This is a genomic window from Proteiniphilum acetatigenes DSM 18083, assembly GCF_000380985.1.
Classification (GTDB): Bacteria; Bacteroidota; Bacteroidia; order Bacteroidales; family Dysgonomonadaceae; genus Proteiniphilum; species Proteiniphilum acetatigenes.
This window is the reverse complement of the sequence record NZ_KB905695.1, coordinates 395119-421529: the sequence shown is the minus strand read 5'-3', so window position 1 is coordinate 421529 and position 26411 is coordinate 395119. Positions and strand designations below refer to the sequence as shown.

The 26411-nt window shown below is 43.3% G+C and carries 15 protein-coding genes; all 15 read left to right on the top strand.

All coding sequences use genetic code 11. The features are described 5' to 3' along the window. Positions 1–2 precede the first annotated feature (2 nt). A complete protein-coding gene (locus F597_RS20400; RefSeq protein ID WP_019539250.1) occupies positions 3–572 on the top strand; it encodes an RNA polymerase sigma factor in 570 nt (189 codons plus the stop codon). Between the two features lie 84 nt (positions 573–656). Further along, the gene (locus F597_RS0108195) at positions 657–1802 is read left to right on the top strand and encodes a FecR family protein (RefSeq protein WP_019539249.1); all 1146 of its coding nucleotides are present in this window, start codon (positions 657–659) and stop codon (positions 1800–1802) included. 280 nt (positions 1803–2082) lie between these two features. Continuing rightward, on the top strand, positions 2083–5658 hold the full coding sequence (locus F597_RS0108190; protein ID WP_019539248.1) for a TonB-dependent receptor: 3576 nt from the start codon (positions 2083–2085) through the stop codon (positions 5656–5658). A gap of 30 nt (positions 5659–5688) precedes the next feature. After that, the gene (locus F597_RS0108185) at positions 5689–7416 is read left to right on the top strand and encodes a RagB/SusD family nutrient uptake outer membrane protein (protein WP_019539247.1); all 1728 of its coding nucleotides are present in this window, start codon (positions 5689–5691) and stop codon (positions 7414–7416) included. Between the two features lie 117 nt (positions 7417–7533). Continuing rightward, positions 7534–11100, top strand: a complete 3567-nt coding sequence (locus tag F597_RS0108180; RefSeq protein ID WP_245542009.1) for a TonB-dependent receptor — start codon at positions 7534–7536, stop codon at positions 11098–11100. A gap of 71 nt (positions 11101–11171) precedes the next feature. Beyond that, on the top strand, positions 11172–13049 hold the full coding sequence (locus tag F597_RS0108175; protein ID WP_026327267.1) for a RagB/SusD family nutrient uptake outer membrane protein: 1878 nt from the start codon (positions 11172–11174) through the stop codon (positions 13047–13049). Positions 13050–13128: 79 nt separating this feature from the next. Continuing rightward, positions 13129–14295 (top strand): exo-beta-N-acetylmuramidase NamZ family protein, encoded by a 1167-nt coding sequence (locus tag F597_RS0108170; protein ID WP_019539244.1) that lies wholly within the window; start codon positions 13129–13131, stop codon positions 14293–14295. A 40-nt stretch (positions 14296–14335) separates the two neighbouring features. Then, positions 14336–15286: a polysaccharide deacetylase family protein gene (locus tag F597_RS0108165; RefSeq protein WP_157279029.1), complete on the top strand. Its 951-nt coding sequence runs from the start codon at positions 14336–14338 to the stop codon at positions 15284–15286. A 137-nt stretch (positions 15287–15423) separates the two neighbouring features. Next, positions 15424–18492 (top strand): golvesin C-terminal-like domain-containing protein, encoded by a 3069-nt coding sequence (locus F597_RS0108160; RefSeq protein ID WP_019539242.1) that lies wholly within the window; start codon positions 15424–15426, stop codon positions 18490–18492. 133 nt (positions 18493–18625) lie between these two features. Continuing rightward, on the top strand, positions 18626–20086 hold the full coding sequence (locus F597_RS0108155; protein ID WP_019539241.1) for a glycosyltransferase family 2 protein: 1461 nt from the start codon (positions 18626–18628) through the stop codon (positions 20084–20086). A gap of 76 nt (positions 20087–20162) precedes the next feature. Further along, the gene (locus F597_RS0108150) at positions 20163–21485 is read left to right on the top strand and encodes a SpoIID/LytB domain-containing protein (protein ID WP_019539240.1); all 1323 of its coding nucleotides are present in this window, start codon (positions 20163–20165) and stop codon (positions 21483–21485) included. A gap of 49 nt (positions 21486–21534) precedes the next feature. Next, positions 21535–22815 carry an MFS transporter gene (locus F597_RS0108145; RefSeq protein WP_019539239.1) on the top strand — a complete coding sequence of 427 codons (1281 nt, stop codon included), beginning with the start codon at positions 21535–21537 and terminating at the stop codon, positions 22813–22815. Between the two features lie 53 nt (positions 22816–22868). Further along, the gene (locus F597_RS0108140) at positions 22869–24104 is read left to right on the top strand and encodes an exo-beta-N-acetylmuramidase NamZ family protein (protein ID WP_019539238.1); all 1236 of its coding nucleotides are present in this window, start codon (positions 22869–22871) and stop codon (positions 24102–24104) included. Between the two features lie 113 nt (positions 24105–24217). Beyond that, the gene (locus F597_RS0108135) at positions 24218–25390 is read left to right on the top strand and encodes an acyltransferase family protein (protein WP_019539237.1); all 1173 of its coding nucleotides are present in this window, start codon (positions 24218–24220) and stop codon (positions 25388–25390) included. A 159-nt stretch (positions 25391–25549) separates the two neighbouring features. Then, positions 25550–26389: a hypothetical protein gene (locus tag F597_RS0108130; RefSeq protein ID WP_019539236.1), complete on the top strand. Its 840-nt coding sequence runs from the start codon at positions 25550–25552 to the stop codon at positions 26387–26389. Positions 26390–26411: the final 22 nt, after the last annotated feature.

The following is a 26411-nucleotide window of genomic DNA, read 5'->3' as shown; positions in this document are numbered from 1 at the left end:
AAATGGGTGCGGACAGCTGGCAAAAATTCTTACAAGGTAACGAAGACGCTTTTTCAGAACTTTATCGCTTTTATTTCAAAGAACTTTTTGCATACGGTCTGAAAATAGGCTTCGATGAGGAGGTATGTAAAGATGCCATTCAGGATGTTTTTTATAAAATATATATATCCCGGAAGCAGTTGACCCATATCAGAAATATTGAGTTTTACCTGCTTCACTGCATGAAAAACAGATTATTTGATATCCATAATGTGGAAACCCAAATTAACTATATAAATTATAATGATATCATACTGGAGAGTGAAAACAGTGTAGTTGAAAGGATTATTGAGAAAGAAACAGAATTGCAGTGGAAAGATGAAATTAAACGATCACTAAGAGTTTTACCACCGAAACAGAGGAAAATAATTTATTACCATTATCAACTCAATCTATCTTTCAATGAGATAGCAGCCTTGTTGGATATGAACCCTGAAGCCGTAAAAAAATCGACATACAGGGCACTACAAAAAATGAGAGAAAACCAGCAACTAAAAAATCCTTTCCTTACTTTTCTTCTGGCATTCCTTTAACTATATTTGGTTAATATTTATTAATATTGTCCTCCTTTTCCCCTTCGCTCAGTCTTTATTATATAACTAATGATAGAGCCTGTTATGGATTATAAAGATTTTTTGAGCGACGAACTTTTTGTGTACTGGAGAATCCGCCCCACAAAAGAACTGGATGCTTTCTGGGAAAATTTTATTCGGGAAAATGCAGAGCTTCAGGAACCGTTCAATAAAGCTATTGAAGCACTTGAAACAATACGGAATAGAAAAGGTACACTTCAGAACAGCAAAACTTCAGGCCTGCAAAAACTAAATGAAAAAATTGAAAAACAGAGAAGAAAAAAATGGCATAAAATATATGCTTCATCTGCCGCCGCCGTATTATTGTTTGCGTTAATATCCACACTCTTCATTCTGCACGAGAAGTCTGAAAACAGGGAGCCTGGAATGTCTTCCATCGGGGAAGTAATGAACAATAACAATATACAACTTTTTACCGGTAATAACGTATTGGAAATCGATAATAATTCCACCTTGGATCTTTCCGAAAAGAAACACAGTGCAGTGATCCAGAATCCACTTACACAGAAAGAAATCGATTTGAATAATAACCAGACAAACAAACTTATCGTGCCTTATGGAAAAAGGTCGACCCTTATATTGGCAGACGGATCGAAAGTACACCTGAATTCCGGTACCAAAATGGAATTTCCCGGCACATTTTCCGGAAAAAAGAGGGAGATCAGTGTGGAAGGAGAAATCTTCATTGAGGTTACGAAACAAACCGATGTCCCTTTTGTGATCCATACCCCTCATTCTCAAATCACCGTATATGGAACATCCTTCAATGTCTCTTCCTATTCTGAAGATACAAGAGAGTCGGTTGTTTTGGTAAACGGTTCAGTGGAAGTGATGAGCGAAAACAGCGCCGTATTATTACAACCCAATGAAATGGCTGAGATCGAAAACGGCATGATCCTTCGCAAGCAAGTAGATGTTTCGGATTATATCAGTTGGACAAACGGTTATATGCAATTAAATAAAACCCCTTTGAGCGAGGTATTGAAGAAAGTAGGAAGATACTATAACGTAGAATTCCGATACAATCCGAATATGAATATGCATGACCAGACCTGTTCAGGTAAACTATTCCTTTCGGATAACTTGAATGATGTGCTCGAAGTTTTTTCTAAAATGACTTATTTACAATTTGATAAACAGAGTGATGAGACAATATTCATCCACCGATAACTAAATCGATATTATTAATTTAAAAACTATGTATGCCTATGGAAAAAGAAAAATCAAAAAAAGTCGAATAATGCGGCAACATTATTCGACCAGAGTGTGAATTTTGCAGTTAGGCAAGAACAGAGGCCAAGGAAGTTTGGACTATGCCGAGCGATTAGCAAAATCTACGGAGTGAATCGTAATTTATTGGTAACAAATTAAAATTCAAAACAAAGATATGCAAGAAAAGTACACAAGTAAGCTTTTTGTCACGAAAAAGAATGATAAGTTTTTAAAGATTATGAAAATCTATTTTTTTATCACTTTCCTTTGCATTTTTTCTGTGACGGCAGAAAATATTTATTCTCAATCAAAAGCAATCAGCGCCGAATTGGAAAATGTAACGTTGAAAGAAGCATTTCGTGAATTAGAGAAAAACAGCGACTATCTGTTTCTCTTTATGGATGATACCGAAAGCGGTTTATCAAAGATTGTAAATGTTTCCTTTAACAACAAATCTATGGACGAAATACTGGATTTGTTGCTGAGGAATACAGATATGGCCTACTCTATCGTCAACAGGCAGATCACCATTTCAAGGAAACCGGGAAGTGTTGAAAATAAGAAAGAGGCTGAAAACAAAATCAATACCGGGGAAGTGCAGCAAACCCGTAAGACAATTACCGGAACTGTAAATGATGTTAGCGGAGAATCAATTATCGGTGCCAATATTATTGAAGTGGGCACCTCCAACGGTACCATTACCGATGTAAACGGAAATTTCACGTTGCAAGTGGCAAACGATGCAACAATACAGATCACCTATATCGGATATTTGAACCAGACAATCAATACAGCAGGAAACACAAATTTCAACATCACACTAATAGAAGACTCTCAGGCATTGGAAGAGGTGGTGGTCGTGGGATACGGTATACAGAAAAAAGCTAATTTAACAGGAGCTGTATCTACCGTGGATGTAAGCAAGACACTGGAGGCGCGCCCCTATTCGGATATTTCCAAAGCTTTACAAGGAGCGGTTCCCGGGCTATCCGTTATAAGCAGCAGCGGCAGGTTGGGAGCACAGCCCACAGTTACGATCAGGGGGTTGGGGACATTGAGTAATGATGCGAAAAGTAATCCCCTGATAGTTGTGGATGGGGTACCGATGGACGACCTTTCCTTATTGAATACACAGGATATTCAAAGTGTTTCAGTGTTAAAAGATGCAGCCTCAACTTCTATTTACGGTACCAGAGCTGCTTTTGGGGTAATACTCATCACCACCAAATCAGCCCGGCAGGTCGACCGGGTATCAGTGAACTATAATGGAAATGTTGCATGGGATACACCTACTATACTACCCGACTATCCCGACGTGCCCAGTCAGTTGAGAGCGTTAATCGCAGCAAACGGTCGGAGCGGTGCGGCAAATGAGTTGTTCGGCATGTATTTGGATCAAATGCTTCCATATGCCGAAAGATGGAGAGATGAGCATAACGGTAAAAAATCAGGTTATAGGGAAATGATTCCGGGTCACAGAGATGCCCTTACGGATAGTTCCAAGCCGCTTGGAGATTTCATTCTCGACAACAACGGAGTGGGTATGTATTTTGCCGATTGGGATGTCGTAGATATCATGTTCAGGAACTGGAAACCGTCGCAAAGCCATAACCTGTCCGTACAGGGAACAAGTGGAAAAACATCTTACTACATGTCGGTAGGATACAACCATGATGAAGGTATCATGACCTTCTTCCCCGAAAAACTGGATAAATGGACTGCCATGATGAATGTAACCACCGATGTAAAGGACTGGTTGCAGGTGGGAGCACGATTCAATTACAGCAATAAAGACTTCATCGGGCCTGCCACGCGTAGAACGACTTATCAGTATATGTGGCGATGGGGAAGTTTCTTCGGTCCTTACGGAACATATCAAGGTACTGATTTCAGGAATGATATAGCATACCGGAAGCAGGCAGGAGATTGGACCGACAATAATGGTTTTATCCGTATGGGTACGTTTGCAAAAGCTACCCTCGCAAAAGGGTTGACGTTAAATACCGATTACACCTACGATGTAAATAACTATACTTACAAGGGTGCCTATATTCCCGTACAGGTTTGGAACTCCTGGGGTGGAGCCATTGATAATATTGGAACTTTTGAAACTACCTCATACCTGATCCAGGAATCACGAAAGGACAAGTCATTCGCCTTTAATATTTTTGCCAATTATGAATTCTCGCTTGCCAATCAACATAATTTTAATTTTATGTTAGGAGCCAATGCTGAGAGCGGCACCCATTTCAGACATTCTTCAAGAAGAGATAACCTTTTGGATTACAACCTTCCGGAGTTCAATCTTGCAACCGGCTCTCAGTACGTGACCGGACAGCATAACCATTGGGCGACAGCAGGTTATTTCGGCCGTATTAATTACGATTATAAGGGTATCTGGTTACTGGAGATGAACGGTCGTTACGACGGTTCATCACGTTTTCCTGCATCCGATAGATGGGCGTTCTTCCCTTCCGCTTCGGCAGGTTACAGGATCAGTGAAGAATCATTCTTTGTCCCTCTGAGAGAATCCATTAGTAACCTGAAATTTAGAGCATCTTATGGTGAAATTGGTAATCAGGCAGTAGGGGACAACATGTTCCTGTCTACGCTGGCAAAGCGCTCCGATACCGATACCTATTGGCTGGCCGATGATGGTACCAAAGTAGTGGCATATGATTTACCCAAGTTGGTTTCGTCCACATTGATGTGGGAACGGATTCAAACGCTTGACGTGGGATTGGATTTAGGGTTGCTGCACAATGAACTGAACTTCACGTTCGACTGGTACCAACGTACCACAAAAGATATGTTGGCTCCTGGTCAGACCATGCCTCAGGTATTAGGTGCCGATGCTCCATATGTGAATGCCGGCACACTCCGCACACGTGGTTGGGAACTGACAGTTGACTGGCGTCACCGTTTCAATCAAGTGCTTGTATATGCTAATGCAAATATAGGAGATTTCGTTACCGATATTACCAAATGGGAAAATGAAGCGAAATTACTGAATCAAAATTACTCCGGAAAAAGATATGGTGATATCTGGGGATTTGAGACTGAACGCTATTTCACACAAGATGATTTTAATGCCGATGGAACTTATAAGACTGGAGTTGCTTCTCAAGAGGGGCTAGAACAGGGAAGTTTCGCATTTGGTCCCGGTGATGTCAAGTTCAAGGATCTAAACGGAGATGGCGTGATTGATGGTGGTAAAGGTACTGCCGATGATCATGGCGACCTGAAAGTGATAGGTAATACGACCCCTCGTTATCAATATAGTTTCAGATTAGGTGCAGAATGGAAAGGTTTTGACATTGATATGTTTTTCCAGGGCGTGGGGAAACGGGCAGTTTGGACCCAAAGTGCTTTTGTTATGCCGATGATGCGTGGTGCCGATGCTATTTATGCAAACCAGACAAGCTATTGGACAGAAGAAAATCCCGATCCCAATGCTGATTTCCCGCGTTTATTTCCCGGTAATGCCGGAAGAGGAACTATCTCAGTGTTAGAGTTAGGGAATCATAATTTCTATCCCCAATCCAAATATCTTGTCAATATGGCCTATTTGCGGTTAAAGAATTTAACGGTCGGATATACTTTGCCATCAGAGATTGCATCGAAGATCTACATGCAAAGAGCCAGGATCTACTTTAGCGGGAATAACCTGATGGAGCTGATCAACAAAAGCAATGCTCCTGTCGATCCCGAAGTAAATGATAAAGAAGAAGGTGCGAGCCTGGGTAACGCCACATGGGGACGTATAGACCCGATGTACAGGACAGTATCATTTGGAGTTCAGCTTACATTCTAAATTGTTTTATTATTGAAAAAAGAAAGTAATATGAAGAATATAAATATAATATGCATATCTACTATCGCTTTAGTGTTGGCGTCGTGTAGCGATTTTCTGGACAAAGGACCGCTGGATACGTTCACTAACGATAATTTTTGGACCAATGAAAATAATGTGACCGGCTACGCCAATACCTTCTATCAAACATTCCTGGGGTATGGTAATGCCGGTGGAAGCGGACTCTTTTATTACCGGACACTGTCGGATGATCAGGCAGGTAACAGTTTTACTAACTGGACCTTTCAGAATGTGCCGGCAAGTAGTACCAACTGGCGTGACGGATGGGTGGAAATACGCCGTGCAAATATTCTGCTTGAGAACGTGGACAATGTGGAAATGAGTGACGAGGCAAAAAATCATTGGAGAGGCGTGGGCCGTTTAATGCGCGCATGGCATTATTATCAGCTTGTGCGTACGTACGGAGATGTTCCCTGGGTCGATCAGTCTCTTGATATTACTGATGATGGATACCTCTACGGTACACGTGAAAATCGTGACAGTATAATGGACAAGGTACTTGAAGATTTGGATTATGCCTGTCAGAATATGTATGATAATTCAGCAAAGACCAAGTTGAACCGGAATGTGGCCTATGCGATGAAAGCGGAGATATGTCTGTTTGAAGGAACTTACCGTAAATATAGAAAAGCAGAAGATAACCAATCGGCACCGGATATGACGGGAGCCAACAGGTTTCTTAATGAAACCAAGAGTGCAGCGGCGTATTTGATGGGGAAAGAGTTTTCACTAAATAGCTCATATCAGGGAAATTACAACTCAACCGATTTGTCCGGTAATCCTGAAATGATCTTCTATAAAGCTTATAAACAAAGTGTGTTGCATCATTCCCTGATTGCTTATATCAGTTCATCGACACAGATCAGTGGAATGTCAAAAAATGCTTTTGAATCTTATCTGTTTACCGATGGTAGACCATTGGCATCGACATCACTCGATACAAATGATGAAGCAGAATTCCTGGTCGGAACTAAAACAGTCGCAGGAGAAGTGGTGCCCGATACGGTATTGTCCATTAGGAAAATGTTGGAAATACGTGATAAACGGCTCAGTGAGACGATTGATACGGCGCTCTGTTATGTGGGAAGAGGGTTCACTCGTTTTGGAACCGGTATTTCCATGACTTCATCTACCGGTTATGGAGTATCCAAATACGACAATAAGAATCTGGAGAACATATACAGAAACCAAACTTCGGCTAATTTCACGCATGCTCCTATTTTCTGGTTGGCGACCGTCTACCTGCAGTATGCAGAAGCTTGCGCAGAGCTAGGTGATATTACCCAGGATGATCTTGATAAATCAGTTAATAGATTGAAGAGCAGGGCCGGACTTCCTCCATTAACTGTGGATGTCGGTTTTTCCGATCCTGCCAATAATATGGGAGTAAGTGATCTAATCTGGGAAATCCGTCGTGAACGCCGTACCGAACTGATGTTTGACAACTGGACACGCTACTGGGATCTGATCAGATGGCATCAACTTGATAAACTGGATTCGTCGGTATATCCCGATATCCTGCTGGGTGCCAATATTGTGAACGACCCGTATAACCGTGTTATAGATAAGGTGGGAACCTATATTGACGGTAGCAAAGAAATGACACGTCTGTTCGATAAGAAACACTATTGGTATCCCATACCGTCAGATCAGATTTCTTTGAATCCTCAATTAGGACAGAACCCGGGTTGGAATTAATAGATTAAGTGAATCATAATTTATTGGAAACAAATTAAAATTCAAAATAAAGATATGCAAGAAAAGTACACAAGTAAGCTTTTTGTCACGAAAAAGAATGATAAGTTTTTTAAGATCATGAAAATCTATTTTTTTATCACTTTCCTTTGCATTTTTTCTGTGACGGCAGAAAATATTTATTCTCAATCAAAAGCAATCAGCGCCGAGTTGGAAAATGTAACGTTGAAAGAAGCATTTCGTGAATTAGAGAAAAACAGCGACTATCTCTTCCTTTTAATGGATAATACAGAGAACAGTTTATCGACGAGTGTAAACGTTTCTCTTCACAATAAATCTATGGACGAAATTCTGGATTTATTGCTGAGGAATACGGACCTTACTTATTCCATTGTCAATCGACAGATCACCGTTTCAAAGAAACCCGAGGTTATTAAAGACAACAGAAGCGTTGATAACGAAACCAATCCCGATGAAGTGCAACAAACCGGAAAAACCATTACCGGAACAGTAAGGGATGCAAACGGTGAATCCATCATCGGTGCCAATATTATTGAAGTGGGCACCTCCAACGGTACCATTACCGATGTAAACGGAAATTTTTCCCTCAAGGTGGCAAATGATGCCACAGTACAGATCACATATATAGGCTACCTGTCTCAAACAATCAATACGGGTGGAAGAACAAGTTTCAATATTACATTGCAGGAAGACACCCAGGCACTGGAAGAGGTCGTGGTAGTAGGCTATGGTGTACAGGCAAAAGCCAATTTAACAGGCGCAGTTGCATCAGTCGACCTGGGAAAGACAGTCGATAGCCGTCCTATTTCAGATATCGGCCGTGCGTTGCAGGGTGCTGTACCCGGATTAACCATTTCAACAAGATCGGGAGAAATCGGGAGTGCTCCTTCCATTAAGATCAGAGGAGGAGTAGGCTCTCCGAACGGAGATGCCAACCCATTGATTCTTGTGGATAATGTGGAGATCTCGGATATAACACTTATCAATCCGGATGACATTGAATCCATTTCCGTATTGAAAGATGCTGCATCATCTTCCATATATGGTGCCAGGGCGGCATTCGGGGTTATTCTGATAACCACAAAGGCAAAACAACGATACGACAGGCTATCCATCAATTATTCCAATAATTTCGCATGGAGAACCCCGACAAAAAAACCGGAACAACTACCCGGATGGCAACAAGCCGAAATTAATCTGGCCGGGATGCAGGCAGCCCCTTCTCCTGCCAACTCATACAATGTTGTGGCAAATATGATCGTCGACCAGAAAACCGTAGATGGTATGAAAGCCTGGGCCGAACAGTATGGTGACGGAAAAGGCTTAGGCCTGGAGATGGTGTATGGTCGCGACTTCGAAATAGATGCTGCCGGAATACGGTTTTACAGAACATGGGACTGGTATGATATGTACATAAAAAACTGGATGCCACAACAGTCTCACAATCTCTCGGTAAGTGGAGGTAATGGAAAAACAAACTACGGATTGACATTAGGTTATATCCATCAGGAAGGGCTTACCAAAGTGAACCCCGATGTGTTTAACAGGTATAATGCCAACCTCACATTAAATACAGAGCTTAGCAAATATATGAACATCAGGGCTAATGCTATGTACACCAAAACCGGTTTTGATAAACCGTTTATGTATGCGGCGGATTTATATGACCATATGTACTATCTCTACAGATGGCAGCCGATGTATCCATATGGCACTTTGGATGGAAAACCGTTCAGAAGCGCTTTAACCGAGTTGCAACAAGCACCTATGACCCATCGTGATAGAGACTATATACGTCTTGGAGCAGGATTCACGTTAAAGCCGTTGGAAGGACTCACTATTGACTTTGATTTCATCTACACGGCTAATGAATTACGTTATAAAAGATTTGGAGATAAAGTATATGCCTATGATATCTTCACCGCTCATAGTTCTCTTGAAAGTTTAAAGAATTCTTATGGGAATTATATCTCTTCAAGTTACGACTATGTGCGCGAAGAAAGAAGTAACAGGCAGATGTTAACAAATAACATTGTGGCTACTTACACCAGGAAAGTAGGAAAACATGATTTTAATGTATTGGCCGGCTCCAATATAGAACAAAGTGAGTATAGGTATATCTGGACACAGAAAAGAGATCTGCTCAGTACCTCCAGGCCTGAGCTTAATTTAGCCATCGGGGATCCGACTACCAGTTCCGAACATACGGATTGGGCCGTAGCAGGATTCTTCGGGCGGATCAACTATGCATATAATAACCGCTACCTTCTGGAGTTGAATGGACGTTATGACGGCTCTTCAAGATTTCCTAAAGATCAGAGGTTCGCATTCTTCCCTTCCGTCTCTGCAGGATATACAATATCAGAAGAAGATTTTATGCAGAAACTCTATCCCGCGCTCTCTTCTCTGAAAATAAGAGCATCCTACGGGACTATTGGTAATCAAGATGTAGGACTGAACCGATTTATTTCTACGATGGACGGTCAGTTAGACAGCTGGGTTATCAATGGCGTGAGACAGACATCAGTAAGTACGCCTACTGTTGTATCCAGTTCTCTTACGTGGGAAAAAGTAAAAACGATCGACGTTGGATTTGATTCACGATTCATCAATGACAAATTGGGCATTACATTCGACTGGTACCGGAGAACAACCAGTGATGTACTTGCCACCCAAACCCTCCCTGCGACATTGGGTGCTGCAAGCCCCTATCAGAATATGGGAGAATTGGAAACACTGGGCTGGGAGTTATCAGCCGATTTCCGTCACAAATTCTCCAATGGCCTGGGAATTACCTTAGGCGGACAAATCACTGATTATAAAACCAAGGTGAATAAATGGTCCAATAATACAACCATACCCTCTTATGGAGGTAATGGCAACGGATGGTTTACGGATGTAAGTGTCTACAAAGAAGGTATGGTATTAGGTGATATATGGGGATTGCAGGTAGACAGATTACTTCAGGAAAGTGATTTCGATGCAGATGGAAACCTCGTGGCAGGTATACCCAACCAGACAGAGGTATTTCCCGGAAATTACAAATTTGCACCGGGAGATGTATTGTATAAAGATCTGGATGGTGACGGATATATCAGAAAAGGTGTAACAGTGGGAGATGCCAAAGATATGACTATCATAGGGAACGCATTACCCCGTTTTGAATATGGATTCAGTATAGGTGCTGATTATAAAGGATTTGATTTCCATATGTTCTTTCAGGGTGTGGGACAACGCAAACTCTGGGCAATGGGTAATCAGGTATTACCGGGATATACTGCCGGAGAGCCTTATTACAAAGGTGCTGAAGATTATTGGAGAGCGGACAACACGAATGCTTTCTATCCCCGCCCCATGAACTATTCACAGGTAGCTTCGGGTAATTACCAGGTAAACAACAGGTATTTACTTAATATGGCCTACTTACGTGCAAAAACATTGACTTTAGGATATACATTGCCTAAGTCTCTTATCTCTCAAGCTTATATGAGTAACCTCAGAGTGTATGTTACTGCTGAAAACCTGTTTGAATTCGATAATGTAAAACCCGATATCGATCCTGAAATAGATGTTCGCTATGTAGGTACCGCAGCAGACTCCCGCAATTTCGGACGCAGCTATCCTTACCAAAGGACACTTTCGTTTGGATTACAACTTACATTATAATTGATTGTTAAAAAACTGAGATTATGAAACGAGCATATAAATTATTGGCACACAAGAATATTTTTAATAATATGAAAAAATATATACTATATACAGGATGCTTATTACTTCTCATATCGGTACACGGCTGTGACGATTTCCTGGACAAGCCGCCTCTCGACAAACTGGTAAACGATGAGTCATTCTGGGTAGATGAAGTAAGCTTGAGAGCGTATGCGCAGGATTTCTATTCGACTTATTTTGTCGGCTATGCCCAGGACTACAGGGTTTTCGGCGGCTATTTCTCAGGAGATTCATATAATGACGACTTCCTCCTGACAAGTGATAATGTGAGCGATACAAATCAACGCTTATTTTTCCCTACCAGCAATACGACAGGTATCAACTCAGTTACAGCCCTGTGGACAGACCAATACAGGATTGTCCGTAAAGCCAACGTCATGCTTGAGAAGATTCCGGAAATGGGTATCTCCGAGGAAGCAAAAAATCATTGGACAGGGATCGCATATTTTTTCAGGGCAATGGCTTACAGTGCATTGGTAAAAGCATATGGAGATGTCCCATATATAGACATCGCTGTTGTGAATGCCGAAGATTATGAAATCCTGTACAAAGACCGTGATCCTCAGGTTATGGTGGTAAATAAAATCCTGGATGATTATAATTATGCGCTGCAAAACGTTAGGAGTGATGATGGTCTACGCCAGGTAAATAAAGCCGTTGTAGGTGCATTCATGTCGCGCAATATGCTATATCATGCCACCTGGCTGAAGTACCATGGCACGACTGTAGGTCCTTCCTCCCAACCGGTGAACAATGAAGAACTTTCAAAGTTTTTCAGGGGAGCTATCGACGGAGCCGTAAGCGTCATGGAATCCAACGAATATTCTATCGGGAATACATACAATGCATTGTTTACAAGCGAGAGTCTGGCCGATAATCCCGAAATAATATTCTATAGGGAATACACGACAGGCATAGCCACCAATGCACTGATGGCCTATAATGCCAAAGAAGACCAAAGGTTAGGTGGAGCCACTATCGATGCTATAGAAAGTTATCTATGCCTGGACGGACTTCCAATAGGACAGTCTCCTCTATATCAGGGGGAAACAAAACCCAGTATAGAAAATACATTCATCGATCGTGACCCGAGAATTTATGATACGTTTGTCGACTCTCTTCGCATTTTAAATTCCGGGTTATTCAGTGCTGCCTCTCCCACCGGATTCGCTTCGAAAAAATTCCTGAATGAAGAATGGCTCCTTGGAGACTCCCCATACATTACAGGCCTCCTTAGTCCGGCAGATGCACCGGTAATACGCTATGCAGAGGTACTTCTCAATTATGTGGAAGCACGGTATGAAATAAGTAAAATAGGAGGAGAAGCATTCAGTCAGGCCGATCTGGATAAATCCATCAATGAAATAAGAAAAAGGACATTGACAAAATGGGCAGAAACGCCTTCTGTAAACAGGAAATTACCGTCTGTAACTCTTAGCGGAAACAGCCTTGCTGTAAATAATATCGTGATAGATGATCCAGACCGTGACCCATCCGTAGATCCTGTTTTATGGGAAATACGTAGAGAACGCCGTACCGAACTGATGATGGAAGGCAGACGCAGTGACGACCTGAACAGATGGGCAAAATTTGAATACCTGAATACAGGCACATCAAACAATCCCAATAAAAAAGTACTTGGAGCATGGATAGACAAAGCGGATTATCCGGGCATATCTACGGCTGTACAACTATTTGATCCTGAGAACCCGGGAGCAACCCCAACCGAAGGGTATATCAGCTATTTCAGTTTTAGTTCTCCGTTAAGAACATTTGTGAAAGGAGATATAAATTCCGAAAGGAATTATCTGCGGTCTATACCGGCCGCGCAAATAACGATCTATAAAGACAAAGGATATACATTAACACAGAATCCGGGTTGGTAATAGACCTGATCAAAAATAGAGAGGCGCATTTATTATAAAATGAGTCTCTCTATTGCCGATAGAAAAGAAAAACAAACCTATGCAAATAATCAAAATCTTATTTATCTTTTTACTTTCTGCTTTGGCGATGAATGCACAAAGCAACAAGGTGAAAGTAGGTGCGGAATCTACGAATGAATATTTCCCTATCCTGAAAAACAAACGGGTAGCTGTGATGGCTAACCAAACCAGCATGGCAGGTGATGAACACCTGGTGGATATGCTGATAAGAAATAAAATGAATGTAGTAGGAATATTCTCTCCGGAGCATGGTTTTCGTGGAACAGCCGATGCAGGAGAGCATGTAGCCAGTTCAGTGGACGAAAAGACAGGTACTCCCATATGGTCGCTCTATGGCAGTGGGAGCAGCAAGCCGTCACCGGAGAACATGGCACAATTCGACGTGCTGCTGTTCGACCTGCAGGATGTAGGACTTCGTTTCTATACCTATTACGCCAGCATGGCACGCCTGATGGACGCATGTGCGGAACATAACAAGAAAATGATCGTCCTTGACCGCCCTAATCCGAACGGGTTTTATGTGGACGGTCCGATCCTCGACATGCAATATAAATCGGGAGTAGGATGGTTACCGATACCCGTAGTCCATGGGATGACGCTGGGAGAGTTGGCTCTTATGATAAACGGGGAAAAATGGTTACCCGAATCGCGTATTTGTGATATTACCGTCATCAAATGTAAAAATTATACCCATCAGACGCTTTATCAGCTCCCAATTGCTCCATCACCCAATTTACCGAATATGAAATCGATATACCTGTACCCTTCCACATGCCTGTTCGAAGCCACACCGGTCAGCCTGGGCAGAGGTACGGAATTTCCGTTTCAGGTATATGGGCATCCCAATATGAAAGGGTATTCTTTCACATTTACTCCCAGAAGCATTCCGGGAGCAAAAAATCCACCACAACTAAATAGACTATGTTATGGTGTAGATTTAAGGAATATTCCCGATGAAGAAATATTTGAAAAGGGTCTTGATCTGTCATACATTATAGATGCTTATACCAACTTAAATTTAGATGATCATTTCTTCCGTTCTTTTTTCGAAAAGCTGATTGGTGTATCCTATGTTCGGAAAATGATAATGGAAGGTAAACCGGCCGATGAGATAAAAGCGATGTGGAAAGATGATGTGGAAAAGTTCAAGATACAACGCAAGCCTTACCTGTTATATCCGGAATAAAGAATAAATAGAATTCATATACATACTTACAATAAATAGTATGAAAAGAGTAAATCTAATATTGCCACTACTTTGGATAGTGTTCACAGGTTATGCCCAATCATCCTGGATACGTGTCAACCAGGTCGGCTATCTCGAAGACGATGTGAAAGTGGGCGAAACAGAATCCATCCCATTCCGTATTGGCAACGATGTGTATTACGATATCACAGGCGATGATTCATTTCCTGAAATCGAAACCGTCATGCGCGACGGGCTGCTGGGATGTAATCCGGGTTATCTGAGTGCACAGGCAAAGCAACCGAAAAAAGTAGCAGGAGGTATCGTACGCAGTGACAGTTCAAAAAAACAACTGTCGCTTGTTTTTACCGGACACGAATATGCCGACGGAGCCAGGAAGATACAAAAAGTGCTGAAAAAAAATAATATAAAAGGTACATTCTTCCTCACCGGCGATTTCTACAGGAAATACCCCGCCATTGCAAGGGATATTCAGAAAGACGGCCACTATCTTGGTCCACATTCCGACAAGCACCTTTTGTATGCAGACTGGAAGAACCGTGATTCTACCCTGCTTTCCCGGACTGATTTCGAAAAAGATCTGAATGATAATTATCAGACGATGGAAGAAATCGGATTAAAAGTTGAATCTCCACGATACTTTATGCCACCCTACGAATGGTATAATCAGGAAATCAGCAACTGGACCGAAGCGATGGGCGTACAAATAGTGAATTTCACCCCCGGCACAACTTCCAATGCCGATTATACAACGCCCGATATGAAGAATTATCTTTCGTCAGAAACAATTTACAACAACATCCTGGCGTATGAAGAAAAGAATGGATTGAATGGCTTTCTACTTCTGATCCATATCGGTACCGATCCGAAACGGACCGATAAATTGTACGACCGGTTGGAAGATCTGATAAAGAAACTGAAAAAAAGAGATTATGAATTCAAGAGAGTAGATAAACTATTGAAAGATTGAGGTGATCCACCGATTTTTCTTATTTTTGTAAAAATTCGGAAAAGCATCTATTGATTACGTCAGTCCTCCGTACTCAAACTTATCATTTCATTTTGATAAACAGTCCTATATCCATAAAGAGAAAGTAAAATAATCACATGAAAAGATCCGTTTTCATTCTATTCATCCTTGCTCTATCTTATTCTGTTTTTTCACAGAATCCTGCCGACGATTCGTTGAAACTGAAATTGAACAGTTCTCTCACCAATATCTATAAAGAAGTCATGCTGCGTCCCGGAAGGGTTACGGTGGACAGCATCGCGATGAATGAACGAAAAAAGAGTATAGAGTTACATACCAACCTGACGCTATCATACCTCCCCATGCGGGAAAATACAGTCCTGCATATCTATGATAGCGTACGTTACCACCTCCCCCCGGCACAGAAAAAATATCACATAAGCGTTTTTTCCGACGGACAGGAGATCAGCCACCTGATCCCCAATTTCTTCCGGAGTAAGCAGAAAGACAAAAACCGGATGATCGCACACCGGGTGAAAAAACCGCTCGTCACCAATATTTCTTCTCCTATGGGAGATTTCGGCAAAGGATTGCAAAACAACCATATTGCACTGTGGCAAAGCCATGGTTGGTATTACGAGCAGAAACTGGGACGGTGGGAATGGCAGCGGGCACGTATCTTCCAAACGGTAGAAGACCTTTACACACAGAGTTATGTCCTGCCGTTCCTGGTACCGATGCTTGAGAATGCGGGAGCTAACGTACTGATGCCGCGCGAACGGGATTACAATAAAACGGAACTGATCATAGACAATGATGATGTTACCGGAGGGAACCGTTCCGGCCATTCAGGCAGATATGGCGATTCACACTATAGGGAACTCAATGGAAAAGAAAGATGGCAAAATACCAATTCCGCAGGTTTTGCCAATCCAAAAGAGATCTATCCGGATGGTGAAAATCCGTTCAGGATGGGAACAGCCAGACAAATCAAGACAATAACCCGCGATGAAGAGAGTCTCGCCGAATGGTATCCCGATATTCCCGGAAAGGGAAAATATGGTGTCTATGTATCCTATCAAACAGTCAGGAACAGTACAGACGAGGCGCTCTACAGCGTGTATCATGCCGGTGGAAGGACCGATTTCCGGGTCAACCAGCAAATGGGGGGCGGCACCTGGATATTTCTGGGATATTTTTATTTCGACGAAGGAAATAATCATAAAATAACACTCACCAACAGGAGCAGCCGTGCAGGGAGGATTGTCATTGCCGATGCAGTAAAAATAGGTGGGGGAATGGGAAATATCGCAAGAATGCCCCATCCCGACGGATTTGAAAAAGAAAATACAAAAAGTTCCGAAAAACAGGTTTCCAAGGAGACACTTATAGCAAAGATCAACTATTCACCCGAGATAAGCGGCTATCCGCGCTATACCGAGGGAGCACGTTACTGGATGCAGTGGGCGGGCGTACCCGACAGCGTATACAACCGCACTGAAGGGAAGAATGATTATACCGACGACTATGCATCACGCGGCGCATGGGTGAACTGGCTGGCAGGTGGCTCGCCGGTACTGCCCAAGGACGAGGGGCTCAATATCCCTGTAGACATGGCTTTTGCTTTCCATACCGATGCAGGGACTTTCTGGGGAGATACCATAGTAGGAACACTCGGTATTTATATGACGCATTTTAACGACGGGTTATTCGAAAACGGAAGATCGAGATGGGCCTCGCGCGATCTCTCCGAACTGGTGATGGAAGAGATCGTAAGCGATATACGGCGCGAATTCGAACCGGAATGGACACGCCGCCATCTCTGGAATCGTTCCTATGCCGAAGCACGGATGCCTAATGTACCGACCATGCTACTGGAGTTGTTATCCCATCAAAACTTCGCAGATATGCGCTACGGACTGGATCCCTCTTTCCGCTTTACTGTAAGCCGCTCTATCTACAAAGGAATGCTCCGCTTCCTGGCGAACCAGTACAACCGTCCTTACGTAGTACAACCACTTCCTGTAAAAGAATTCAGCGCCCGCTTTTCGGGTGATACGGAAGTGGAATTGAAATGGCAGCCATCGCCCGATCCCGCGGAGCCGTCAGCCACTCCCACCCGGTATACAGTCTATACCCGCCTCAACGGTGGAGGATTCGATAATGGAATCGTTGTGAATAGCAACAGTTACACTACATCCATACAAAAAGACACTGTTTACAGTTTTAAGGTAGTGGCTGTGAATGACGGTGGTATCAGCTTTCCCTCGGAGATACTATCCGTATGCCGTAAAACGGGCCAGAGAGGGGAAGTCTTAATCGTAAACGGATTTACGAGGGTTTCCGCTCCGTTCAGTTTTACTACTTCCGAAGACAGCATCGCCGGTTTTGCAGGAAATGTGGACAATGGCGTACCCTATATTGCCGACCATCATTTTATAGGCCATATGCATGAATTCCGTCGCGTGATCCCATGGATGGACGACGACGCATCGGGTTTCGGTGACAGCGGTGCGAATTACGAAACTACCGCAATTGCAGGTAATACTTTCGATTATCCCTTTATTCACGGGCAGGCCTTTGCCAAAGCAGGCTATTCATTTGTATCCTCATCTGTCGCTGCTATTGAAAATAAAAGCCTATCTTTAAACTCCTATAGTATTGTGGACTGGATACTGGGTAAACAACGGGAATGGTCGGTAGCACGGGGAGCAAAACCACCACGGTTCAAAACATTCTCCAAATCCAACCAGGAAGCTATTACCGATTATTGTAATAACGGCGGCAGCATCATCGTCAGCGGTGCTTTTGTGGGAACCGACCTGTGGGACAATCCGTATGCTTCAGCGGAAGACAGGGAGTGGGCACAAAACACCCTCAGATACAAATGGCGCAACAATTATGGAGCAGTAACCGGAAAGGTCAAAGCGGTGGCTTCGCCCTTCCCTTCCGTTCAGGGAAATTGGTCCTATTATAATACCCTGAACAGTGAAAGCTATGTGGTGGAATATCCCGATGCCATTGAACCGGCAGACGAGAATGCCTTTACCGTCTTTCGCTATTCAGAGAATAATCTAAGCGCCGGCGTCATATATAAAGGGGAACAATATGGTACCGCCATACTGGGATTTCCGATAGAAGCCATAAAAGGTACGGAGAACCGGAATAAATTGGTGAAAGGACTGGTTGATGCCCTAACTGATTAGTTGATTTGAAAATTTGATGATTTGATGATTGAGAAATTAGAATTTAGCACATTAGTCACTACTACCCGAAAGATCGGGACCAGTTATCCCGACATATCAGGATTGCCATATTAGTCACTTTAAAAAAAATCCTATGCAAAAAATAAACGCCTTTATTCTTTTCACACAACCTGAACAGGCAAGAAAAACAGTAGAAGAACTCAAACAGTCGGAACTGATACAAAACATTTATCTGCTTACTCCTGATGAAACTGTCACAACTTTGGAAGATTGTGAAAAGATTATCATCGATAGACTGCAAAGCACGGAAACGATCAGAAAAATCGCCGGTAAATCTACTACCGGTTACACACTTATCTATCAGAAACCGTCCGTCCTGAAACCGGGTTATTTTGCCCTTGAACGGATGGCTCGCATTGCCGGAGATATGCAGGCGGGAATGGTATATGCCGACTATTACGCGGTTATCGACGGCGAAAAAAAGAATCATCCTGTGATAGATTATCAGGAAGGAAGCCTGCGCGATGATTTCAATTTCGGGTCGTTGCTGCTCTATAATGCAGACGCACTCAAAGAGGCAGCAGCAAGGATGAATGAGGATTACCGGTTCGCCGGACTATATGACTTGCGGCTCAAAGTCTCACAACACCACCCGCTGATACATATCAATGAATACCTTTACACGGAGATAGAAGAGGACAAACGTGCATCGGGAGAAAAAATATTCGATTACGTGGATCCGAAAAACCGGCAGGTGCAGATCGAGATGGAACAGGCCTGTACTCAACACCTAAAAGAAGTGGGAGCCTACCTGGTACCACAATTCGAAGAAATCGAATTCAACAAAGATCATTTCGAATATGAAGCTTCTGTGATCATTCCGGTGCGCAACCGTGTAAAAACCATTAAAGATGCCATCACATCCGTATTGAAACAGAAGACTGGTTTCCCATTCAATCTCATTGTGGTGGATAACTACTCTACGGATGGTACCACAGAGGCTATCGACGAATTTAAAGATGATGAACGACTGATACATATTATCCCGGAGAGGGACGACCTGGGCATAGGTGGATGCTGGAATCTGGGAGTACACCACCCGAAATGCGGAAAATTTGCCGTACAACTCGACAGTGACGATGTCTACAGCGGTGAAGATACACTGCTAAAAATTGTCGACGCCTTCTACGAACAGCAGTGTGCCATGGTGGTAGGTACCTACCGGATGACCAACTTCCATATGGAGGAGATTCCACCAGGCATTATCGACCATCGCGAATGGACACCCGATAACGGCCGGAATAACGCTTTGCGCATCAACGGGCTGGGAGCCCCCCGCGCATTCTATACGCCGGTACTGCGCGATATCAAAGTGCCCAATACCAGCTATGGTGAGGATTATGCCCTGGGATTGAATATCTCACGACGCTACCAGATAGGCCGTATTTATGATGTGCTTTACCTCTGCCGCCGTTGGGAGGATAATAGTGATGCGTCGCTCGATATAGTGAAAATGAACGCACATAACCTCTATAAAGACAGGATCAGGACATGGGAATTACAGGCAAGGAAGAAGGTGACAATGGACAATTGAAAATTGAAAATTGAAAATTGAAAGTTAAAAATGATATTCAACAACCCACAATCAACTATCAATTAGTAATTAAAATATGAACGCACCGCTGATTCATGTAGGCATATTATTGCAACAGCAAAAAATTGATTTTTCGCTGACTGACGGTTATAAGTCGAACGGTCGGGAAATACAGCCGGGAGATTATTCGGTTGAAATCTCGGGGGAAAAGATCCTTTTCAAGGGGGAGATATCCGATGAACTCGTTTTCGAAGCCGATGATCTGCATCATAATGCTTTCGGATTGAAAAATGTGATCATCGGCGTGCAATTTCATTGGGAACGAAAGGAAGATCAATATTTTTTGGGTAGCCTGAAATTTATCGTAGAAAACGGCAGTCTCTCGGCGATTAATATCGTTTCATTAGAAGATTACCTCACCAGTGTGATCTCATCCGAAATGAGTGCTACAAGTTCCGAAGAGCTGCTGAAAGCACATGCTGTCATCTCACGAAGCTGGTTGCTGGCACAGATACACAAAAATCAATCACTTGAAAGTACCGGCACCCATTATCAAACGTCATTCGAAACACCAACCGGGATATTCCGTTGGTACGACCGGGAGAATCACAATCGGTTCGACGTCTGTGCCGACGACCACTGCCAGCGCTACCAGGGAATCACCCGTCAATCCACCGAATTGGTAAAAAAGGTGATCCGGGAAACATGGGGAGAAGTCCTTTCCTATGACGGTACCATCTGCGATGCCCGCTTCTCAAAGTGTTGTGGCGGCGTGATGGAAACATTCGAGAACGTATGGGAACCCGTAATACATCCCTATCTGCAGGCAAAACCCGACTATACCGAAGGTTCACTCCTACCCGACCTGACCATCGAAGACAATGCGGAGGAATGGATCCGCACTTCACCTCCCGCTTTTTGTAACACACAGGATGCAAATGTATTAAAACAAGTGCTGAACGATTATGACCGGGAAACAGCCGATTTTTACCGTTGGAAGATAACCTATTCTCAGAAAGAATTATCGACTCTTATCAGAGAACGTTCCGGAATCGATTTTGGTGATATCATTGCCCTGCAACCGCTTGAAAGAGGTGCTTCCGGCCGTATCATCCGTCTGAAGATCATCGGCACGGAACGGGTGATGACGATAGGGAAAGAATTGGAAATACGGCGTACTTTATCGAAGTCGCATCTTTATAGTTCCGCATTCGTAACCGATACTCAGGACGAAGATGAGAACGGAATCCCGCAGACATTTATACTCACCGGCGCCGGATGGGGTCATGGCGTAGGACTGTGCCAGATAGGCGCCGCCATAATGGCGGAAAAAGGATACAGCTATAATGAGATACTGGCGCATTATTTTCCTCAATCAAAAACCGTAAAAAATTACTAATTACTAATTGATAAATTACCAATTACTAATTATAGGTTATATTGAAAAAATGAAAACAACACGCAACCCCTGGGCATGGATCCCTACTTTGTATTTTGCCGAAGGTTTACCCTACGTAGCGGTAATGGTCGTTTCCGTAGTTATGTACAAACGCTTCGGATTATCCAATACCGAAATAGCCCTGTACACCAGCTGGCTCTATCTTCCATGGGTCATCAAACCCTTCTGGAGCCCTTTCGTGGATATCCTGAAAACCAAACGGTGGTGGATCGTATCCATGCAGTTGCTGATCGGCGCCGGATTCGCGGGTATTGCCTTTACCCTACCCACCCCATTCTACCTGCAGGCATCACTTGCATTCTTCTGGCTGATGGCCTTCAGTTCCGCCACACACGATATCGCTGCCGACGGTTTTTATATGCTTGCGTTGGACGACTCACAACAATCATTTTTTGTCGGTATCCGTAGCACTTTCTACCGCCTGGCCTCCATTGCGGGACAGGGATTGCTGGTGATCCTGGCCGGATTCCTCGAGAAAAGTACCGGTAATATCCCATACGCCTGGAGCATTACCTTTTTCATTCTGGCAGGTCTGTTTATCGCTTTCTTTGCCTGGCACCGCTTTATGCTGCCCTACCCTGCAAGCGATACAGGAAAAGCTGCACACACCCCAAAGGAGGTAATGACAGAGTTCGGGAACACATTCAAATCATTTTTCACGAAGAAAGGAATCGGACTGGCTATCACCTTTATGCTTTTATACCGACTGGCTGAAGCCATGTTGGTGAAGCTGGCATCACCTTTCCTGCTCGATGCCCGCGAAGTGGGCGGAGTGGGGTTAAATACTCAGGAGGTAGGTCTCGCCTACGGTACGGTCGGCGTGATAGCCCTGACTCTTGGCGGTATCATAGGCGGTATCGTTGCGTCGCGTAAAGGATTAAAATACTGGCTTTGGCCTATGGCACTGGCTATTACACTTCCCAATGCCGCTTATCTTCTACTGGCGATATACCAACCCGAAAGTTTTATTTGGGTAAATGTGGCAGTGGCTATCGAACAACTTGGTTACGGGTTTGGTTTTACCGCCTATATGCTCTACCTGATCTATTTCTCTCAGGGCGAACATAAGACTGCACACTACTCCATCTGCACGGGATTCATGGCACTGGGAATGATGCTCCCGGGTATGGCGGCCGGCTGGATTCAGGAACAACTGGGATATGTGAATTTCTTTATCTTTATCCTGATAGCTACTATTCCTACCCTCCTGTTGATTCCCTTTATGAAAGTAGATAAGGATTTTGGGAAAGCTAAAAAAGTGAGAAAGTGAAAAAGAGGAATGGTAAAAAGGTTAATTTGATGATTTATTAATTTACTGATTATATGAATAAATTCTTGGTATTTATTGTATGTGGTTTACTCATTTCCTTCTCCTCTTCCGCCCAGAAAATAAACGTGAAGACCGGGATCGAAGTACTGAAAGAAGCCAACTTTAAAATATTGCATGGGAAACGTGTGGGACTGATCACTAATCCGACGGGAGTCGATAACAACCTGAAATCGACCATCGATATCCTGTATGAAGCACCCAATGTGCAACTGGTAGCACTCTATGGCCCGGAACATGGCGTACGCGGTGATGTGCATGCCGGCGATAAAATAGAATCATTCACTGATCCCAATACCGGAGTACCTGTCCATTCCCTCTACGGAGCTACCCGAAAACCCACCAAAGAAATGCTGGAGGGCGTGGATGTACTTGTGTATGATATCCAGGATATAGGATGCCGGTCTTATACCTATATATCTACCATGTATCTGGCTATGCAGGCCGCCGCAGAAAACAATATCGAATTTGTGGTACTCGATCGCCCAAACCCGTTAGGCGGCCTGAAAGTGGAAGGGAACCTGGTGGAAGAAGGTTTCTTCTCTTTTGTAAGCCAACTGCGGATCCCTTATGTCTACGGCCTTACCTGCGGAGAATTGGCGGAAATGATCATCGGAGAAAAGATGATTCCTCAACCTTGTAAACTGACGGTGGTAAAAATGAAAAAATGGCGTCGGAAAATGAATTTCGAAGACACAGGGTTACCCTGGATTCCCACCTCACCTCATATACCGTTCGCCCATTCAGCCTATTTTTATCCTGTTTCGGGGATCCTGGGAGAATTGGGGTATATGTCTATCGGCGTGGGTTATACGCTTCCCTTTGAGATGTTCGCAGCCGAATGGATCAATGCCGAAGAGTTTGCCGGGGTATTGAATGCCAAGCGACTGCCGGGAGTAACGTTCCGTCCTATCCACCTGAAGCCCTACTATTCGGTTGGGCAAGGAAGTAACTTTCAGGGAGTACAGATATATCTGACTGATTTTCGGAAAGCACGCCTGTCGGATATCCAGTTCCATATAATGGAGGTCGCCGCACAACTTTACCCCGACAAAAAGGTATTTGATCATGCTCCCGAAAACAGGTTCGACATGTTCGACAAAGTGAGCGGCAGTGATTTTATCCGACTGGAATTTTCCAAAAACCACCATTTCGCCGATATTCAATCCTACTGGACAAAAGATGAAGAAGCATTCAGGAAATTGTCGAAGAAGTATTATCTTTACAGATAATGTACCTCGCACGATAATGCCTTCGGTGATAATGCGCTTCGCGCGATAGATAAAAGATAATGGATTTTGAATCTTAAATTTGGAATCTTGAATTTTGAATTTGAAAATAATATATGAATACAATAACTACACCTCAGCAAAGCGGCCGGTTACTCTCGCTCGATATTCTTCGTGGAATCACCATCGCCGGTATGATTATGGTCAACAATCCCGGTTCATGGAGTTATGTCTATACTCCTCTCGGCCATGCACATTGGCATGGGCTCACCCCCACCGACCTGGTATTTCCGTTCTTTATGTTTATCATGGGCGTATCCACCTTCATGTCATTGAGAAAATTCCGCTTCGAACCGTCTAAAGCAGCTATCTGGAAAATTGTACGGCGCACCATCCTTATTTTCGTGATCGGATTGGCGTTGGGCTGGTTCGGACAACTGTGCAGGGGACTGGCTTCAGGAGAATCCTTCACACAAGCTGCCACACATTTCGATACCCTCCGCATATTAGGCGTACTGCAACGATTGGGGCTGGCTTATGGCTTTGCAGCACTGATCGCTATATTTGTAAAAAGTAAGTATCTGCCCTGGGTGATTGCCTTGCTGTTATTGGGATACTTTCTTATACTACAATTTGGAAAAGGCTTTGAGATGTCGGAACAGAATATCATTGCCGTAGTCGACCGCGAGTTATGGGGTACTGATCATATGTACAAAGATACCGCACCGTCAGGAGAACGGATTGCATTCGATCCGGAAGGTCTGCTCAGCACACTTCCTTCCATTGCCCATGTACTGATCGGCTTCCTCTTCGGTAAGCTTATCGTTGATAACAAGGAGAATCATACCCGCGTAGAAAAACTGCTGATCTGGGGGACCGTACTTGCATTTGCCGGATTACTGCTACAATATGGCTGTCCTATCAACAAGAAAATATGGAGTCCTACTTTCGTCCTTGCTACTACAGGTTTTGCAGCCCAATTGTTGGGATTGCTGATCTGGATCATCGATATCAATAAAAAAGAGCGATGGAGCCGGTTTTTCCATGCATTCGGTGTAAATCCGCTTATCGTGTATGTTTTTGCAGGAGTATTCGCTACCCTACTTTCCAACATCAGTTTTACAGTACAGGGGGAAGTTATTTCCATCAAAGGGTTTGTCTATGAAATGTTACTGCGTCCCTGGGCAGGTGATTATTTCGGATCGCTGCTTTACGCCCTCTTATTCGTCACTGCTTGTTGGCTATTCGGATATATCCTCTACAAACGGAATATTTACATCAAATTATGATAGCCAATTTCATTGTAATAATGTGCTACGGGCAATAATTAAAAGATAGATGTTGCGCACAATAATGCCTTCGGCAATAATGCGCTACGTGCGATAAAGGAAAATAATTATACAAATAGAAGATTTGGGAATTTACAAATTATCCATGGATTTTGCCATATGCAAGAAATATTAATAGCCGATAGCGGCGCTACAAAATCAGACTGGTGTCTTACAAGAAACGGAGAGATAATACACCGTTTTTCCGGGAAAGGTATTAGTCCTGTATATCAGACACAAGAAGAGATCGCTGAAGAGATAAGGTTACATGTATATCCTCTCTTAAAAGAGGCCAATATAGAAGCGATTTATTTCTATGGAGCAGGGTGTATCCCTGAGAAAACGGACTTGGTACGCGATGCCATTCGTCAATCATTTCCCGTTGAGACTGTTCAAGTCTACAGCGATCTGATAGCAGCGACTCACAGCCTTTGTGGACGCAGATCCGGAATTGCCTGTATCCTGGGAACCGGAAGTAATTCCTGTGAATGGGATGGTACAAGTATCGTGAACCAGATATCTCCGCTCGGTTTTATTTTGGGTGACGAAGGAAGTGGTGCTGTATTGGGAAAAAATCTGATAGGAGATGCTTTGAAAAATCAACTTACTGAAGGGCTGAAAGAAACATTACTCGACGAGTATGATCTTACACCTGCACTAATTATTGACAAAGTATACCGTCAACCTTTCCCTAACCGTTTTCTGGCAAGCCTCTGCCCGTTTCTACTCAAACATATCGAAGACCCGACTATCCGGAGAATCGTTACCCGCAGTCTTTCTGCTTTTTTTGAAAGGAACGTGATGCAATACGATTATCAAAAAAATAAAGTTAATTTTGTGGGCTCTATCGCATGGTATTTTTCCGAACCGTTGAAGGAAGTTGCGGCAGAGAAAGGAATTGAGATCGGAACAATATCCCAATCACCTATGCCCGGACTGATTGAGTATCACAAATTGTAAATTACTAATTACTAATTTAAGT

Excerpts from the sequence above, each read along its gene's own strand:
- F597_RS20400 (WP_019539250.1), top strand. The coding sequence starts at position 3 with ATGGGTGCGGACAGCTGGCAAAAATTCTTACAAGGTAACGAAGACGCT.
- F597_RS0108195 (WP_019539249.1), top strand. The coding sequence starts at position 657 with ATGGATTATAAAGATTTTTTGAGCGACGAACTTTTTGTGTACTGGAGA.
- F597_RS0108190 (WP_019539248.1), top strand. The coding sequence starts at position 2,083 with ATGAAAATCTATTTTTTTATCACTTTCCTTTGCATTTTTTCTGTGACG.
- F597_RS0108185 (WP_019539247.1), top strand. The coding sequence starts at position 5,689 with ATGAAGAATATAAATATAATATGCATATCTACTATCGCTTTAGTGTTG.
- F597_RS0108180 (WP_245542009.1), top strand. The coding sequence starts at position 7,534 with ATGAAAATCTATTTTTTTATCACTTTCCTTTGCATTTTTTCTGTGACG.
- F597_RS0108175 (WP_026327267.1), top strand. The coding sequence starts at position 11,172 with ATGAAAAAATATATACTATATACAGGATGCTTATTACTTCTCATATCG.
- F597_RS0108170 (WP_019539244.1), top strand. The coding sequence starts at position 13,129 with ATGCAAATAATCAAAATCTTATTTATCTTTTTACTTTCTGCTTTGGCG.
- F597_RS0108165 (WP_157279029.1), top strand. The coding sequence starts at position 14,336 with ATGAAAAGAGTAAATCTAATATTGCCACTACTTTGGATAGTGTTCACA.
- F597_RS0108160 (WP_019539242.1), top strand. The coding sequence starts at position 15,424 with ATGAAAAGATCCGTTTTCATTCTATTCATCCTTGCTCTATCTTATTCT.
- F597_RS0108155 (WP_019539241.1), top strand. The coding sequence starts at position 18,626 with ATGCAAAAAATAAACGCCTTTATTCTTTTCACACAACCTGAACAGGCA.
- F597_RS0108150 (WP_019539240.1), top strand. The coding sequence starts at position 20,163 with ATGAACGCACCGCTGATTCATGTAGGCATATTATTGCAACAGCAAAAA.
- F597_RS0108145 (WP_019539239.1), top strand. The coding sequence starts at position 21,535 with ATGAAAACAACACGCAACCCCTGGGCATGGATCCCTACTTTGTATTTT.
- F597_RS0108140 (WP_019539238.1), top strand. The coding sequence starts at position 22,869 with ATGAATAAATTCTTGGTATTTATTGTATGTGGTTTACTCATTTCCTTC.
- F597_RS0108135 (WP_019539237.1), top strand. The coding sequence starts at position 24,218 with ATGAATACAATAACTACACCTCAGCAAAGCGGCCGGTTACTCTCGCTC.
- F597_RS0108130 (WP_019539236.1), top strand. The coding sequence starts at position 25,550 with ATGCAAGAAATATTAATAGCCGATAGCGGCGCTACAAAATCAGACTGG.